Consider the following 15,087-nt stretch of genomic DNA (forward strand, 5'->3'; position numbering starts at 1 on the left):
GGGTTAAGTAAGGTGGAGTGGGGCGCCGTCGATTAGGTTCGATTGGATGTTTTTTTTGCGATGGGTGGTCATTTGGTTGTCTTTGAATTGCGTCAGGGCAGGGCGCTCCACTGGCGAAACCTGCTAGAAGCGTTCATCCAGCAGCGCCGGCAACGTCAGCTCCTTGACGAAACTGGCGCCGGACAGGCTCAAGACCATACGCACCACCTGCACCACGTCATGCACCGGAATCAATTGGCCCTCACCGCGCTGTTCGGCCTGGGTGCGTGAGGTGCTCAAGGAATCTTCGGTATTCAGATAGCCCAGGTTCAGGCAAGTGACACCCAGGCGTTGCTGGCGATAGCCTTCACGCAGCGCATCGGCGATGCCGCGCAAGGCGAATTTCGAGGCGCCGAACGCCACTTCGGGCCGGCCGCTCTGGGGCAGTCCCGAGGTCGAGCCTGTGAGGATGATGCGCGGCTGTGGGCTCTTCAATAACACCGGCAGCAGCCGCTTGATCAACAACAGCGGTGCGGTGATGTTGCAACTGACGATGGCTTCCAGTTGCGTGTCCTCGTCGGTGAGATAGCTGTACGCCGGATCAAACGCCCGCGCCTCCCAGATGCCCAGGTTATAGATCAGTGTGTCCAGCCCGCCTGCCTCCACCGCCTGCTCGATGACGTGCGCCGCTTGGCCAGGCACGCCAAGGTCTGCTTCCACCCAGCGCACCTCGGCGCCAGTGCTGCACGTCAAGGGATCAGGGCGACTGCGGGACACCCCGATCAGCGTATCCCCAACCCCGCCCAGCCCTTCCATCAAGGCCCTGCCCAATCCTTTGCTTGCACCGACCACCATGGTTTTCATCGCTTGTCTCCTGAACCGCTGTGCCGAGAGGAGCGGGCATGCAAGCAGAGTGGTGGGGTGATATCAATTGAGTGGCTGTTCCAGATGTTAATCTCAGTTGTTTCAACGATCCCGGGTTGCCTCATGCTGACTGTTATCCGACTTGCCGCCGCACCCGACGCAGTGTGTTTACCTGCAATAGAGCGCAGTGCGGCCCAGTCCTTTCGTGCGATCGAATCCTTGAGCTGGCTGGCCGATGCCGAGGTCATGAGTGTTGAACGTCATCTGCAGTTGATCGCGTGGGGTACGTGTTGGGTGGCGGTGGATGCTGCTGGCCAGGTCCAGGGTTTTCTCAGTGCACAGATGCTTGATGACGACCTGCACATCCATGAACTGTCGGTGGCGCAGGTCATGCAGGGCCGTGGCGCAGGGCGGCAATTGCTTGAGGTCGTGATGAATGAGGCTCGCTCGCGCCGGTTGCGGGCAGTCACCTTGACCACATTTTGCGACGTGCCCTGGAACAGCCCGTTTTATCAGCGGCTGGGATTTGAGCAAGCACATTCGCTGGCGCCGGATCATCGTTTGGCAGAGGCTCTGCGTGAGGAGTATCGTCACGGTTTTGCGCCGGGCAGTCGCTGTGCCATGTCATGGCAAGTCCCCAGCTGAACCGGCACAACGGATGGAAAGTTACCCATGAAGTACGTCGTATTATTCAGCCTCGCCCTGATTGCCGGTCTCGTCAGCCTGCCGGCAGCGGCGGCGGGAGACGCCGAAGCCGGTGGAAAGTTATTCAGCAAAACCTGCGGCGGTTGCCATAGCGTCGGCGAAAATGCCCGGGGCGGTTTCGGGCCGCAGCTCAACGGCATCATTGGCCGCCCGGCCGGCACGACCACTGATTACCAGTATTCAGATGCGATGAAGAATTCAGGCGTGGTCTGGACGCGGGACAAGCTGGCCGCCTACATCGAGGCACCGAAAAAGGTCGTGAGCGGCACCCGGATGATTTTCTGGGGGATCAGCGACCAGGAGAAGATCGATAACCTGCTGGCGTACCTTGCGACGTTCCAGGCGCAGTAATTCACATTGATTGACGGCACGCGTCCCGATAATGCCTCGGGGCCTTTCCTGTCACTCGCTTGAAGGCGTTGCTGAACGCACTTTCAGAACCGTACCCCAACGACTGCGCTAACACGCCCACTGACAGATTCCCCTCGCGCAACGCTCGTTGCGCAAGGCGCATGCGCCACTCGGTCAGGTACGCCAACGGTGGTACCCCGGCAACGCTCTTGAAGTAGTGCGAAAAGGTGGTGCGCGACATCGCAGCCGCCGTAGCCAGGTCTTCCAGTGTCCAGGCACGCCCCGGCTCGCTGTGTATCAAGCGCAGCGCGGGGGCCAGGCGCTTGTCGCTGACCGTGCGCAGCCAGCCTTCGGGTAATACGCCCGAGGTCTCGACATAGGCCCGCAGGATCTGGATAAACATCAACTGCGCCAGTTGCGCCGACGCCAAGCTTGCCCCGAGCAAATTGGCTTGCCCCTCATGTGCCAACTGGCCGAGTAGCCATTGCACGATTGTCGCTTGCGGCGACGTGGCCCGCACGTGGATCAGGGGCGGCAGCGCGTTGGCCAGCAGGCCGCCACTCTCCGGGTCCAGTTGCACGTAGCCGCCGATTTGCACACAGCCCTGGCCGTCACCGATTTGCGGGAAGCGGCCGGCGTCAGCGAATAATTGCCGCGCTTCCAAAGGCGCGACCGACACATCGCCTGCAAGCACAAACGAGCGTTGCGCACACAGCAGGAACACATCGCCCGCCTCAATCAACACCGGCGCCAGTTCGCCATCCATCCACAACCAGCACTGCCCCTTCACCACCCCGAAAAACTTGATCTTGTCCGGCGCGGGAAAACGCAGGGCCCAGGCGCCGCCCGCGCTGAAGCCGCCGGTCATCACCGATTGGGCATTCACGAACGTGAGAATCTCGGAAAACGGGTCGCTGGGCATATTCGTACTTTTACGCATGTAAATGGGATAATCGAGTATTCAGAGTACGGCTTTCGAGGGGTAGCGTGTTAACCACACGTCCAATTGGAGACTCTGTCATGCCCACAGTACAAAAACCGATCCACAGCGGCTATGGAGCAGCAACCACCGCCGCCGAAGTCATCCGGGGCGTCGATCTCTCGGGCAAGGTGGCGATTGTCACGGGCGGCTACTCCGGCATTGGCCTGGTCACCGCCCGTACCCTGGCTGCCGCGGGCGCCCGCGTGATCGTCCCGGCCCGTGACCTGGCCAAGGCACGCGCCGCACTCAAACCTTACCCACAGCTGCAACTTGAACCCCTGGACTTGATGGACGCCCAGTCCATCGAACAGTTTGCCGTGCGCTTTCTGGCGACAGGCTGCCCGCTGCACCTGCTGATCAATAACGCGGGCATCATGGCGCCGCCGCTGAGCCGCAATGCCCAGGGCTACGAATCTCAGTTCGCGACCAACCATCTCGGGCATTTCCTGCTTACCCAGCGCCTGTGGCCGGCCTTGCAGCGCGCCGAAGGTGCACGGGTGGTGACGCTGTCCTCACGGGGGCATGTGCACGGCGCCGTCGACTTTGACGACTGGAATTTCGAGCGCCAGGCCTACGATCCATGGAGGGCCTACGGTCAGTCCAAGACTGCCAATGCGCTGTTCGCCGTGCATCTGGATACGCTCGGTGCGGCGAGTGGGGTAAGGGCTTTTGCGGTGCATCCCGGTGGAATCATTACCGATCTGGTGCGGCACATGAAGCCTGAAGTCTTGCAGGCATCAGGCTATGTCGACGAGCACGGGAAACCGGTGATCGACCCTGAGCGGAACATGAAAACCCCGGAGCAAGGCGCGGCCACCAGTGTGTGGTGCGCGGTGAGTGGGCAGTTGGCGGGAATGGGCGGGGTCTATTGCGAGAACTGTGATGTGGCGGCGGCAGTGAGTGCGGAATCGGAAGAGCAGTTGGGTGTCAGGCCGTGGGCGGTGGATACCGGGTTGGCGCAGCGGCTGTGGATACTTAGCGAGCAGCTTGTCGCAGGGCGATAGGCCGCAGTGTGGGGTCAGCTCACTGACCCCATCGGCCCATCAAGAACCCTGCGGCGTTTCTCCGCGCGCCAAACGCGCATTGATATCGTCGATCACCGCCGGCAGTTCGACGATGGTGTCGATCAGGTAATGCGGCCGCGAGCCCTCGAATATCTGTGTAATGCGCGCACGCTCCAGCGCCAGCTCAGCAGCAGGCAGCGCCTCGTATTGCTCGTAGGTCAAACCCAGTGCGTTGCCGGAACAGGTCAACGCCACCGTCCACATGCCGGCGCTACGGCCTTCCAGGATCCCCGGCCAGGTGTCGTCGACCTTTACGCACGCGGCCACATCGCTGACCCCCAGGGCAATCACGTTGGCCAGTGCCTGCGCCGGATGCGGGCGCCCGTTGGGCACTTCGTCGGTCGCCACCACATGGTCGGCGACGTAGCCGTTCTGTCGCGCCAGCTCGACCACCTTGGCCATCACCACCGCCGGGTACCCGGAGCAGGAGCCAATCTTCAAGCCCTGCCCGCGCAGGGTGTTGATCGCCTCAAGGGCGCCGGGAATGACCGCCGAATGCAGCGCGATTTTCTCGATCTGCAACGGCATGAAGCGCTCATACAGTGCGGTGACATCCTCGTCAGTCGGCAAGCGATCAAATACCGCCCGATAACGCTCGGCAATCTGTGGCAGGTTGCACAAGGTGCGGATGTGATCCCACTTGCCCATGCCCATCGGGCCGCGGGCTTCCTCCAGGGAAACGGCGACGCCGAACTCGCCGAACGCCTCGACAAAAATCTGCGTGGGGGCGAAGGAACCGAAGTCGACGACGGTGCCGGCCCAGTCCAGGACCACGGCTTGCAGCTTGGAAGGTTGTTGGTAGTGCATGGCAAGTCTCCATTTTCAGGTGTGAGCAGGCCGTCCCTCTCTCAAAGAAGAGGTAAGCGCCTGGTGAGGGTTTAAACGGTCAAGACGATCAGGTGGCCGGGATCGGGCTGGCCTCGAATAGCTCGGCGATCATCGGTCGGTTGCGGCGGATGCCCAGGCAACACAAGTGGTAGTCGATGAAAAACGGATGGTCGACGAAGGTGATCGGCGTGGTGCCCGGGGTTTCGGCGTATTCCACGGCAGACACAAAGCCGATGCCGATGCCCTTGGTGATCGCGTGCACAATGGCTTCGCGACTGTTCAGCTGCATCACGCAGTTCACGGCGATGCCCTGGCGCTTGCAGCTTTCTTCAACCAGTTGCCGGGTGCGTGAGCTTTTCTCGCGCATCACCCACTTTTCGCGGCTGATCTGTTCCACGTGCACCTCTTTCTGCCGGGCCCACGGGTGGTCATCGCGCACCACCGCAATAATCGGATAGCGCCGGTACAGCTGGGTATCGAAGCGCTGGTCGAACTCCGAAAGGGCCAGGATCGCCACGTCGATATCGAAGTTGAAGAGCCGGTCCAGGGTTTCCTTTTCCGGGGAAAACGAGGTTTCCAGTTCGATGTCCGGGTGGCGCTGCATCAGCTCGTAGGTCAGGTTCATCGCGATCGGCGGCGACACCGCGCCCAGGCGCAGCAGCCCGGTCTTGCGCTGCTTGAAACTCTGCAACAGTTGCATGGCTTCATCCTCCTGGCCGAACAGCCCCTGGGTGATCCCGTAAAGGGCGTGCCCGGCGGCACTCATCTCGATAAACCGCCCGCGACGGTGGAACAGCTCCACCGAGAACTGCTTCTCCAGCCCGTTGACCTGCTCGCTGACCGTCGGCTGGCCGACGCTCAGGTATTCGGCGGCGAGGGTGAAACTGCCGGTCTTCGCCACCGCATGAAACGAGCGTAGCCACTTGTGGTACTGGTACATAACGAGTCCTGTTCCTGAGGTCCGCCGGGCCGGTCATCAACGTCGGATAAACAACGCCACCGCTGCGCTGCACAGGCAGGCCGAGGTCACGACGATGAAGATCAGCGAGGTATTGCCGGTACTGTCGAGCATACTGCCGATCAGCGGTTCCGCCAGGCCGGCGAACAGATAGGATGAGAAATTCATCACGCCCGTGGCCGTACCCGCACGCTTGGCGCCGACCAGGTCCGGGCACAGCGCCCAGAAACTCGACGCCGGGCCATACACGAAGAACCCGCAGAGGAACAACGCTACCAGGCCGATTGCGCTGTGGGGCGGCAAACTCCACATCCACAGGCTGGTGGCGGCGCCGAGGAACATGTAGAGCATGATCGCCAGGTAGCGTTTGGAGCCGAACAGCTTGTCCGAGACCCAGCCGTTGCTCAGGGCGCCGATGGCCATGCCCACCGGCAGGGCCACGGTGATCCACTTGGGGTCGATCATGCTGTCGCCGCTTTTCCAGTTGGCCCCGAGGAAGTGCACCGGCACCCAGACGATCAGGCCGTAGCGGGCGGCGTTCTGGAAACCCAGGGAGATCGCGGCGATGATCAGCCGCGGATTTTTCAGCACCGCCTTGTAGCGCTGCGCCGAGGATTCGACTTCGCCGTGGGCCACTTCATGATTCTTGTCTTCGGCATTCGCCACGCCGGTATCGGCCAGGGGCTCGAAGCCCATGTCTTGAGGCCGCTCGCGGGCCACCAGGTAGAAAATAATGCCGCCCGCCAACATCAACAGCACCGGCAGGCGGAAGATCCAGCGCCATTCCAGTTGGAACACTTCCAGCACCACGATGGAGGTGACGTACGACAGGACCGAGGCGCACCCGGCCGCGAACACATAAAAGCCATACACCTTGCCGCGCTCGCCGGCGCTCCACCAATTGGAAATCAGCCGGCTGCCGGGTGCCCAGCCGAGGGCCTGGAAGTAACCGTTGATGCCCCACGGCAGGATCAGCCCGGCAAAGCCGCTGGCGAAACTGGTGACCCAGTTGGCCGCGCAGGACAGCACCGCGCCCAGGGTCATGATGCGGCGGCCGCCGAACTTGTCGGCGAGGTTGCCGTTGATCGCCTGGCCAATCGCGTAGGCCCAAAGCATCGCCGCGGAGGCCCAGCCGAGGGTTTCCTTGGTCAGGCCGAACTCGGCCTGGATCCCGGGGATGGCAAAGCCGAAGGTCTGGCGGCCGGTGTAGAAAAACAGATAACAAAACATCGCCGCCAGCAGCATGCGCCACTGGGCTACGCGAAACGATGAGGTACGGACGGCAGGAACAGGCAGCACGTGTGCACGATTCATGATGTTTTCCTTATTGTTATTCGCCCCGGCGACCGCAGCCGCTGGGGGGCACTCTTGATAGGTGCAACAGGAAACGACTGAATTACGGTGAGTCTAGGCCGCTTGCGCGCCGATGAAATTCTTGCCGCGTGCGCCTTGCAGGGCGAAGCGGATCATCGCCTCGGCCTCGGTGGCATTCACGCCGTAGTCGGCAAATTCGGTCTTCACGTCCAGGCTGTGGAGGAAGTCGCGCAACTGCGCCTGGGCCTGCTGCAGGTCGGTGCCGAATACCCGTTGCAGGGTGCGGTCCCGCGCGGCGTCGTGCCCCCATGCCAGGCCCAGTACCAGCGGCAAAGTGAAGGAACAGGCGATGCCATGGGGCAGGCCGTGGTGCAGAGTCATCTCATAAGAGATGGAGTGGGCGAGGGCGGTCTTGGTGTTGGAAAAAGCCAGGCCGGCTTTCAGCGCCGCCAAGGCCATGCGCGAGCGCAATTCCTGGTTGCCGAGGTCACGCCGCAAGCGCGGCAGGCATTCCAGGATGTCTTCGATGGCGGAGATGGCGAAGGTGTCCGAGACTGGGTTGGCGTTGACGTTCCAGATCGATTCCAGCGCATGGGACAAGGCATCCAGCCCGGTGGACACCGTGACCCCGGCCGGCACCGTCAGCATCAACTGCGGGTCGATGATCGCCACTGTCGGCCAGGTGCAGTCCAGGTGCAGCGAATACTTCTTGAGGCTGGCGGAGTCCCAGATCGTCGCCCATGGCGTGACTTCGCTGCCGGTGCCGGCGGTGGTCGGTGCGGCAATCAACAGCTTGTGGCGGGCCGGCGCGAAAGGTTTACCGGTGGCCAGCAACGCCAGCAGCTCGTCGAAATCCCCGGACTCGGTCCCGACGATCAGGGCCTTTGCCGTATCAATTGCACTGCCACCGCCGACGGCGACCACCACCTGGCAGTCACCGGCCTGCAGCCAGAAACGCTCGTAGGTGTCGCGCAGTTGGGCCACGTCAGGGTTGGGCTGTACGTCTTCAATGACGTACACCAGGCGCTCACCCAGCAGGTCCTGGATGCGGTCTACCAAACCGAGCCCGCGGGCTTCGGGAAAGGTCACGAGGGCGACGGTCTGGCCTTCGGTAAGAGCGGCGAGTTCTTGCAGGCAGCCCCAGCCGAAGCGGGTGTCTACCGGGTTGTGGAAGCGGGCAGTCATGGCGGGTTCCTGGTTTTTGTTATTGGAAGTGCCGCCATAGTCGGGGGAGGGTGAGGTGGACCTCAAATCGATAGATTGTGGGGATGGATTGGCTGGGCCGATAGTACAGCCCAACCGTCAGGTGACTTCAGCGCACGTTCCGGAACAACATCAATCGCGCACTCTCATGCAGGCCACGGGTCAGCCCCTGCAACCGCTCAAACTCCTCGGGATACTGCTGAGCCACATTGTCCCTCGGCGTTTGCGACGCCAGGTCATGCAGGGTCGGCGAGCTGCCGTCGTGCTCCATTTGCAGCAGGAAGTCCTTGGTCACGCCGCCGATCAGCGGGAACGTGCCCTCGCGCAATACCAGCGGCACCACGCGCTCGCCTTCCGGCGCAGGTTGCTGAATATCCCGGCCCATCGCGCCATTGCGGAACGGTATGCCCGCCATGCCGGCCACGGTCGGCAGCAGGTCCGCCAGGCCGACGGCTTCTTCGATCACCCGGGGTTGCAGGCCGGGCGCGTGGATCATCATCGGCACGTTGTTGCTTTCCAGCCCAAGCTGCTCGAATGCCGGCGCCATGTGCGGAATCTGGCTGATTCGGGTGTTGTGGTCGCCGAAAAACACGAAGATGGTGTTGTCGTAGTAACCGCCAGCCTTGGCGATTTCCATCAGGCGGCCGATGTTGAAGTCCAGCAGGCGCACGGCGTTGTACTGCTCGACGCTGCGGCTGCCTGCGGCCTGGACTTGTTCCACGGTGAGGTCATGCACCTTGAAGCCATCGTTGGTCTTGGGGATGGTGAACGGGCGGTGATTGCCGGAGGTTTGCAGGTAGGCGAAGAACGGTTGGTCCTTGGGGATGGCCCGCAGCAGTTCGTCGCCTTCCTTGAACAGGTCCAGATCCGAAACGCCCCACACGTCCACCCGTGGCGAGCGCCAGTGGCTTTCGTCATACAGCTTCACGCCGTCGATGCTCTGGCGGATCAAGGCGTTGATATTCGCCCAGCCGGCATTGCCGCCGATCATGTAGAGCTTCTGGTAGTCCTCGAACGCATTGATCAAGGTGTGTTGCCGGGTGATCAGCGGGTTGCGGGTTGCCGTCTCCTGGCGGGTAACGTCGGGCACGCCGGTGATGCTCGCCCACACGGTTTTGGCGGTGCCGGTGACGGGCACGTAGAAGTGTTTGAAGAACCAGCTTTCCTTCGCCAGCTTGTCGAGGTTCGGCGTGGGGTTCAGCGGGTTGCCATAGGCGCCCACGGCGCTGGTGCCGAGGGACTCGAGCATCACGAAGATCACGTTCGGCGGGCGCTCGCCCTTGAGCCGATAAGGCTGCACGGCTTGTTCACGGGCGAAGTTCAACTGCTCGGGGTCGGGCTGGCTGACCCCCAGATAATTCGCGACTTGCGGGTAATGCTCTCGCACCCGCGCCTCATCGAATTGCGACTGGCCGACCTTGAGGGTGTCGTACAGAAACAGCACCGGGTTGAGGCCCACGGCGGCGATCTGGTTGTTGCCGGAAAAGAACGCGTCGCTCCAGCGCAGGGGCACCGGGTTTTCGATATTGAGGTTGGCGACGCGGCCGAGCAGGGCCAGCAATACCGCGATCACGCCGACGGTGGCCACGGATGCGATGGCCAACTTGCCAATGGGTTTGCGTTCGCCATCCAGGGTGATGCGTTCAAGGCGAACCAGGGCGTAGGTCCATAGGCCGACGGCGGCAAGCCAGCTCAAGGTTATCCACAGCACCGGGTAGGTTTCCCACACCATCTGTTGTGAAATCTGCGCGTCTTCCAGGTAACGCAGCACCGTGGCGTTGATGCGCACACCGAGGTAGGCGTAGTGGCCGAAGTCGATGATGTACACCAGCCCGACGATGGCCAGCGCCAGCAGCAGATAACCCCGTGCCAGCCAGCGCAGGGCGGGGACAGTCACCAGGTTCCAGCGTGGCAGCCAGGCGAGCAGTGCCAGGGGCAACAGGATCAGCACCGCCAGGCGCAGGTCGAAACGCAGGCCGATGCCCACGGTTTCCAGCAGTGCGGGCTCCCTCAGGCCGACCCCGGAAAATCCCCATACAAACACCAGCCGCAGTGCCGCCAGCAACGCAAATACCAAACCGATCGCGCCCACGCCGTAGCGCAGGCGGCGCGAGTGCAACCATCCCATCATTGACCTCTGTGCAATTTTAAAAGAGGGCGCCAGGCAGCCATCGCCAGCATCCACAACCCGGCCACCAGGCAGTAGCCCGTCAGCAGTGGGTCGATCAGATAGTCCCAGTAGTTTTCCGAGGCCTTGAGCCGCAGCGCGAACGCCAGGGTGCCCGCCGCGAGCATCCACACCGCCAGCGTATTACGCAGCCAGAGCATCAACAGTGCTGCCGCGCCTATCAGCACGATCATCGGCCGAGGGTTGAAACCCCAGCGGTAGGGGTCGAAATACGTAAGGCCCATCGTTGCCGGGTACAGCACCAGGCTCAGGATGCCAAACAGCAGCAGCACCTGGACCTTCAGCGGGCGCTGGAGCGGCTGCACCACACCCAACCGGCACAGGCTGACCCACGCCAGCAACACCAGGGTGCTGATGGCCAGGTCATCGGTGAAGCTGCGCACATACGCCGCCAACGGCAGTTCGTTGACCGGGATAAAACTTACCACCACCAACACCGGCAGCAGCCAGGGGCGCCAGGGTGTTGTGACGCGCAACAGGCTGAGCAGCACAAAACCCAACAGCACAAAACTCAAATGCGCTTGCCATACAGAAACCATCACAGGCGCTCCGACAGCCAGGCTTCGTTGAAGCTGACATGTTTGATAAAGGTGTTATTCCACGAGTACACCAGGTGGTACATGCCGTCCGGGCTGCGGCTGAAGTACGGGTACTCGTATTCGAAATCGCAGCCACGGGGCTTGCACACCCGGTAATCCAGGTTGCTGAGGAAGCGTTGCTCCAGGGGCAGGCGCAGCGCACCGCTGGAGGCGCGGAAGCCTTCGCCGATGATTTCCTTGTAGGCCTCGGGGGAGAACGGTTGGCCCAAGGGGTCGGGGGATTGATCCAGTTCCACCACGGTGCGCCACTGATTGAGCTTGGCATCGGTGCCGTACAGGCTGAGCTTGAAGCGGCCGTCCTGCAGGTCGTTGAGGGCCACGAGCAAACCGTCGCCTTCAGTGCTAACGGCTGCCAGCGAGGAGTTGGGATTGGACGGTTCCAATGGGTAAGGCTCGCTCCAGGTTTGGCCGGCGTCTTCGGTGCGACTGGCGAGGACTCGGTGATGGGTTTCGCCGGCGTAACGCAACATGGCGATGGCGCGTTGGCCGTCCTGCGGGACGATGGTCGGCTGCAGCGAGTTCTTCCCACGGCTGATACGGAATTTGTCGACCACCGCACCGTCGGGGCTCAAGTACAGGTACTCGGCGAATTTGCCCATGAACTCGTGGTACACCGGCACGCCGATGGAACCGTCGGCGTGGAATACCGGTGCGGCGCGCACCAGCGTGCTGATATTGAAGAAAGGCGAGGTGATCAGTTGCCGAGGGGCCGACCAGTTCGTCCCCAGGTCATCCGAGACCATCACGTTGATCGCGCTGGTGGCCCAGCCGCCTACCGACACCGAAACGTAGAACATCCACAGGCGATTGTCCGGTGCCAGGGCGATCACCGGGTTGCCCAGCTTGCGGATGTAGCGGTGCGTGCCGTCGCGCGTGCTTTCGCGGGTGGCCAATACGTGCTCCGGGCCCCACTCGGCGCTTTTCGCGTCAAAGCGCGCGGTGCGCACCTGCACATCGGCGGCGCCCTCGCGGGACCCGGCAAACCACACGGCCATCAGGTCGCCGCCGGGCAGGGCGGTGACCGAGGAGGAATGCACAAAGTCATTGAGCTGCGAGGAGACAAAGCGGCTGCTGTATTGCGGGGCGGCCTCTGTTGGCGAGCTGTCCTTGGGGCCTTGGGCAAACGGCGCCAATACGTGGGGCGGATGACTTTGCCAGGCAGCGAAAAACACCACCAGCAGACTGCAGATCATTAAAAGCGGGCGCATAGAGAACCTGTCGGGAAAAAGGATTACTGCGCACGGTCATCCGGCAGGCGCCTCCTGCGGCCGGTGAGCATGGATAACGGCAGGTTGTCCCGCACCTGGATACTTTCAAACAACGCCGCCAGCACATGCACGCCTACCAGGCCGGCCAGTACATTGGCGGCAGTTTCGTGCAACAGCAGCGGCCAATCGGCGCCCCACAGGGCGTCGACTTCCTGCATCAAAAAGCCACTGGCACCGATAGCCAGCAGCGCCAGCAACATCAGAATCATCACCAGCGCGCCAATGGGCGAATGGCCCAGGCGGTGCTGCGGCCGGCGGTTGAGCAGTGAACGCACATGGCCCATGAGCCGTTCCGGTGTTGGCCAGAAGTCCGCCCAGCGCGCGCTGCGCGGACCGACAAATCCCCACACCAACCGCACCAGCAACCAGGCCATGGCGTAATAGCCCAGCCATACGTGCCAGTCGTCGCCTGCTTCGTTGAAGAAGTAATTGGCCACAAAGACGCCGGCGATGGAGAGGTGAAACACCCTCACCACCGGGTCCCAGAGGCGCAGGGAGGTTGCTGGCATCAGCCCTTGATCTCTGTCTTCACGGCCTTGCCGGTGACTGGATCGTGGTAGATCTCGACCTTGCGCTTGTCCTTGTCAAAGCCATAGATCTCGTAGCAGTTGCCGTCAGTAACCTTGAACTTGCTGATCTCGTAGCCCTGGGCCTTGAGTTGCTCCTGAAAGGCCTTCTGGTCCTGCCATTGCGAGCGCTCGGCAGTGGTGCATTGCGGGCCGGCGAAGGCCATGGGGCTGGCGATAATCAGCGACAGCAAGAGAATTTTGCGCATGGAAGCACTCTCAGCAGATGTGGGAGATTTCACTGTGCAAAACCAACCTTAGCGAAAGCTTAGTTGGCAACGGCCCGTAACATCTTTCCCGAAATAGCCTCGACGGTTACACGGCATCATGCCGCCGGTTACTCCAGAGAATCAGTTATGCGCCTGCTCCTTGTCGAAGATGATCGTGCCCTTGGCCAAGGGATCCGCGTGGCCCTGGGCGCCGAAGGCTACACCCTGGACTGGTTGCAGGATGGCGTCAGCGCCTTGCACGCGTTGCGCACCGAAAGCTTCGACCTGCTGCTGCTCGACCTCGGCCTGCCGCGCCTTGACGGCCTCACACTCCTGCAAACCCTGCGCGCCGGGCAATACGACCTGCCGGTGCTGATCCTTACCGCCCGCGACGGCACCGCCGAGCGCATCGCCGGCCTGGACGCCGGCGCCGACGACTACCTGGTCAAACCCTTCGACGTCGAAGAGTTCAAGGCCCGTGTGCGCGCCCTGTTGCGCCGCAGCCAGGGCCGCGCGCAACCATTGCTGGAGCATGCGGGCGTGAGCCTGGACCCGGTGACCCAACAGGTCAGTTATCAAGGCGAGGACGTTGTGGTCACGCCGATGGAATACCAACTGCTGCACCAACTGATGGTGCGCCCCGGCAAAGTCGTCACCCGCGAGCGGTTGTCCCGCGCGCTGTACGGCTGGCAGGACCGCGTCGAAAGCAACACCCTCGAAGTCCTTATCCACAACCTGCGCAAAAAACTCTCCACCGAACTGATCCGCACCGTGCGTGGCGTGGGCTACATGGTGGAACTCAAACCATGAATTCGGTCCGCGCGCGCATCCTCATTCCGGTACTGGTGCTGATCCTGCTGGGTGATGGCCTGATCAGTTGGCTCGTGCTGCGGGACAGCCACCACGAAATCGAAGAAGTCTACGACGCCCAACTCGCCCAAAGCGCCCGTTTGCTGCAAGGCGTACTGCGCCAGCGCGATCCCGGCGATGCCGACTGGGACCGCCTCTACCAGGCTTTCGATCAAGCCATGAGCCGTGTCGGCGAAGACGGCGCCGCGCACCCCTACGAAACCCGCCTGACCTTCCAGGTATGGCGCGCCGACGGCCAACTGCTGGTGCGCTCCACCGACGCGCCGATCCTCAACGCACCGCCCACCACCCTCGGGCCTCACGACCTGATGGAAAACGGCAATGACTGGTGCGCGTTCATGCTCGCCGACATGCAACAAGGCCTGCTGATCTGGGTGGGCGAGCGCGACGACATTCGCCAGGACGTGATCCAGCGCATCATCCGCCACACCCTCTGGCCCATCCTGATTGGCGTGCCGCTGCTGGCGTTGTTGATCTGGCTGACCATCGGCTGGGGCCTCAAGCCCCTGCGCGCCATGGCCCAGGCCATTCGCGGGCGGGACAGCAATACGTTGCGACCGCTGCAACTTGAACCGTTGCCGGCGGACCTGGAACCGATGCAAACCGCGCTGAACCGCCTGCTGGTGCAGGTGGATGACCTGCTGGAGCGGGAGCGTCGGTTTATCGCGGACGCGGCGCATGAACTGCGCACGCCGTTGGCGATATTGCGCATTCACGCGCAGAACGCCCAGAGCGCGGAAACCGAGGAGCAGCGGCGAGAGGCGTTGGACTTCCTGGTGAATGGCGTGGACCGGGCGACGCGTATTGGCAGCCAACTGCTGACCATGGCGCGCATCGAGCCGCAGTTGAACAACACCGTACGAGTGCGTGTGCCGTTGACGGAGTTGGTGCGCGAAGAACTTGCGGAACTGACGCCCTTGGCGATGGAGAAAGGCGTTGAGTTGGTGCTGGAAGGGGATGAGGAATGCTGGATTGAAACGGACCCGATAGCGTTGGCGATTGCGCTGCAGAACCTGGTGACCAATGCGCTGAATTTCTCGCCGGCGGGGAGTGAGGTGAGGGTGGTGGTGCGGGAGGAGGATTCGGGCGTGGTGCAGCTGTGTGTGGAGGATGCGGGGCCGGGGATTGATGAAGGGGAG

At 62.4% G+C, this 15,087-nt stretch carries 16 protein-coding genes; 5 read left to right on the forward strand and 11 right to left on the reverse strand.

Annotation, left to right across the window (positions count from 1 at the left end; all coding sequences use genetic code 11):
* Positions 1 to 123: 123 nt before the first annotated feature.
* Positions 124 to 843 carry an SDR family oxidoreductase gene (locus tag HX786_RS13940; RefSeq protein ID WP_102368176.1) on the reverse strand — a complete coding sequence of 240 codons (720 nt, stop codon included), beginning with the start codon at positions 841 to 843 and terminating at the stop codon, positions 124 to 126.
* A 123-nt stretch (positions 844 to 966) separates the two neighbouring features.
* Here HX786_RS13940 and HX786_RS13945 point away from each other — a divergent pair, with 123 nt between their 5' ends.
* The gene (locus tag HX786_RS13945; protein WP_177035663.1) at positions 967 to 1,488 is read left to right on the forward strand and encodes a GNAT family N-acetyltransferase; all 522 of its coding nucleotides are present in this window, start codon (positions 967 to 969) and stop codon (positions 1,486 to 1,488) included.
* 27 nt (positions 1,489 to 1,515) lie between these two features.
* Complete coding sequence (locus HX786_RS13950) at positions 1,516 to 1,899, forward strand: cytochrome c family protein (RefSeq protein ID WP_003210355.1); 384 nt, start codon at positions 1,516 to 1,518, stop codon at positions 1,897 to 1,899.
* Position 1,900: 1 nt separating this feature from the next.
* On the opposite strand, the gene HX786_RS13955 is transcribed toward HX786_RS13950, so the two are convergent.
* Positions 1,901 to 2,821: an AraC family transcriptional regulator gene (locus tag HX786_RS13955; protein ID WP_003210353.1), complete on the reverse strand. Its 921-nt coding sequence runs from the start codon at positions 2,819 to 2,821 to the stop codon at positions 1,901 to 1,903.
* Between the two features lie 98 nt (positions 2,822 to 2,919).
* On the opposite strand from HX786_RS13955, the gene HX786_RS13960 reads away from it, so the two are divergent.
* Complete coding sequence (locus HX786_RS13960) at positions 2,920 to 3,885, forward strand: oxidoreductase (RefSeq protein WP_178912228.1); 966 nt, start codon at positions 2,920 to 2,922, stop codon at positions 3,883 to 3,885.
* Positions 3,886 to 3,924: 39 nt separating this feature from the next.
* On the opposite strand, the gene phnX is transcribed toward HX786_RS13960, so the two are convergent.
* From phnX to HX786_RS14005, 9 genes are all read right to left on the reverse strand, one after another.
* Positions 3,925 to 4,752, reverse strand: a complete 828-nt coding sequence (phnX, locus tag HX786_RS13965) for a phosphonoacetaldehyde hydrolase (protein ID WP_178912229.1) — start codon at positions 4,750 to 4,752, stop codon at positions 3,925 to 3,927.
* An 88-nt stretch (positions 4,753 to 4,840) separates the two neighbouring features.
* A complete protein-coding gene (locus HX786_RS13970) occupies positions 4,841 to 5,713 on the reverse strand; it encodes a LysR substrate-binding domain-containing protein (RefSeq protein WP_087695146.1) in 873 nt (290 codons plus the stop codon).
* A 36-nt stretch (positions 5,714 to 5,749) separates the two neighbouring features.
* The gene (locus HX786_RS13975) at positions 5,750 to 7,045 is read right to left on the reverse strand and encodes an MFS transporter (RefSeq protein WP_003210345.1); all 1,296 of its coding nucleotides are present in this window, start codon (positions 7,043 to 7,045) and stop codon (positions 5,750 to 5,752) included.
* Between the two features lie 93 nt (positions 7,046 to 7,138).
* Complete coding sequence (gene psrA / locus HX786_RS13980) at positions 7,139 to 8,230, reverse strand: iron-containing alcohol dehydrogenase PsrA (RefSeq protein ID WP_178912230.1); 1,092 nt, start codon at positions 8,228 to 8,230, stop codon at positions 7,139 to 7,141.
* A 127-nt stretch (positions 8,231 to 8,357) separates the two neighbouring features.
* Positions 8,358 to 10,376, reverse strand: coding sequence for an LTA synthase family protein (locus HX786_RS13985; protein WP_177008164.1), 2,019 nt, complete (start codon positions 10,374 to 10,376; stop codon positions 8,358 to 8,360).
* Positions 10,376 to 10,975: a hypothetical protein gene (locus HX786_RS13990; protein ID WP_087695143.1), complete on the reverse strand. Its 600-nt coding sequence runs from the start codon at positions 10,973 to 10,975 to the stop codon at positions 10,376 to 10,378. Before HX786_RS13990 ends, HX786_RS13985 begins: the two co-directional genes overlap by 1 nt.
* On the reverse strand, positions 10,975 to 12,243 hold the full coding sequence (locus tag HX786_RS13995; protein WP_256348682.1) for an exo-alpha-sialidase: 1,269 nt from the start codon (positions 12,241 to 12,243) through the stop codon (positions 10,975 to 10,977). The genes HX786_RS13990 and HX786_RS13995 overlap by 1 nt, the downstream gene beginning before the upstream one ends.
* 23 nt (positions 12,244 to 12,266) lie before the next feature.
* Complete coding sequence (locus HX786_RS14000) at positions 12,267 to 12,812, reverse strand: cytochrome b/b6 domain-containing protein (RefSeq protein ID WP_003210336.1); 546 nt, start codon at positions 12,810 to 12,812, stop codon at positions 12,267 to 12,269.
* Positions 12,812 to 13,078, reverse strand: a complete 267-nt coding sequence (locus HX786_RS14005; RefSeq protein ID WP_003210334.1) for a PepSY domain-containing protein — start codon at positions 13,076 to 13,078, stop codon at positions 12,812 to 12,814. Before HX786_RS14005 ends, HX786_RS14000 begins: the two co-directional genes overlap by 1 nt.
* A gap of 147 nt (positions 13,079 to 13,225) precedes the next feature.
* Here HX786_RS14005 and HX786_RS14010 point away from each other — a divergent pair, with 147 nt between their 5' ends.
* Together HX786_RS14010 and HX786_RS14015 are read left to right on the forward strand one after the other, a co-directional pair.
* Positions 13,226 to 13,888, forward strand: coding sequence for a response regulator (locus HX786_RS14010; RefSeq protein ID WP_178912231.1), 663 nt, complete (start codon positions 13,226 to 13,228; stop codon positions 13,886 to 13,888).
* The coding region (locus HX786_RS14015) for a sensor histidine kinase (protein WP_178912232.1) at positions 13,885 to 15,087 on the forward strand (1,203 nt) is incomplete at its 3' end. The genes HX786_RS14010 and HX786_RS14015, both read left to right, overlap by 4 nt.

The sequence above is a fragment of the Pseudomonas sp. 21615526 genome, from assembly GCF_013386245.1.
In the GTDB taxonomy this organism is placed as follows: Bacteria; Pseudomonadota; Gammaproteobacteria; order Pseudomonadales; family Pseudomonadaceae; genus Aquipseudomonas.

What these genes read in the sequence shown, in the direction of transcription:
- HX786_RS13975 (WP_003210345.1), bottom strand. Translation starts at nt 7,045, where the DNA reads ATGAATCGTGCACACGTGCTGCCTGTTCCTGCCGTCCGTACCTCATCG.
- HX786_RS13955 (WP_003210353.1), bottom strand. Translation starts at nt 2,821, where the DNA reads ATGCCCAGCGACCCGTTTTCCGAGATTCTCACGTTCGTGAATGCCCAA.
- HX786_RS14000 (WP_003210336.1), bottom strand. Translation starts at nt 12,812, where the DNA reads ATGCCAGCAACCTCCCTGCGCCTCTGGGACCCGGTGGTGAGGGTGTTT.
- HX786_RS13940 (WP_102368176.1), bottom strand. Translation starts at nt 843, where the DNA reads ATGAAAACCATGGTGGTCGGTGCAAGCAAAGGATTGGGCAGGGCCTTG.
- psrA (WP_178912230.1), bottom strand. Translation starts at nt 8,230, where the DNA reads ATGACTGCCCGCTTCCACAACCCGGTAGACACCCGCTTCGGCTGGGGC.
- phnX (WP_178912229.1), bottom strand. Translation starts at nt 4,752, where the DNA reads ATGCACTACCAACAACCTTCCAAGCTGCAAGCCGTGGTCCTGGACTGG.
- HX786_RS13990 (WP_087695143.1), bottom strand. Translation starts at nt 10,975, where the DNA reads ATGGTTTCTGTATGGCAAGCGCATTTGAGTTTTGTGCTGTTGGGTTTT.
- HX786_RS14010 (WP_178912231.1), top strand. Translation starts at nt 13,226, where the DNA reads ATGCGCCTGCTCCTTGTCGAAGATGATCGTGCCCTTGGCCAAGGGATC.
- HX786_RS13960 (WP_178912228.1), top strand. Translation starts at nt 2,920, where the DNA reads ATGCCCACAGTACAAAAACCGATCCACAGCGGCTATGGAGCAGCAACC.
- HX786_RS14005 (WP_003210334.1), bottom strand. Translation starts at nt 13,078, where the DNA reads ATGCGCAAAATTCTCTTGCTGTCGCTGATTATCGCCAGCCCCATGGCC.
- HX786_RS13995 (WP_256348682.1), bottom strand. Translation starts at nt 12,243, where the DNA reads ATGCGCCCGCTTTTAATGATCTGCAGTCTGCTGGTGGTGTTTTTCGCT.
- HX786_RS13945 (WP_177035663.1), top strand. Translation starts at nt 967, where the DNA reads ATGCTGACTGTTATCCGACTTGCCGCCGCACCCGACGCAGTGTGTTTA.
- HX786_RS13950 (WP_003210355.1), top strand. Translation starts at nt 1,516, where the DNA reads ATGAAGTACGTCGTATTATTCAGCCTCGCCCTGATTGCCGGTCTCGTC.
- HX786_RS13985 (WP_177008164.1), bottom strand. Translation starts at nt 10,376, where the DNA reads ATGGGATGGTTGCACTCGCGCCGCCTGCGCTACGGCGTGGGCGCGATC.
- HX786_RS13970 (WP_087695146.1), bottom strand. Translation starts at nt 5,713, where the DNA reads ATGTACCAGTACCACAAGTGGCTACGCTCGTTTCATGCGGTGGCGAAG.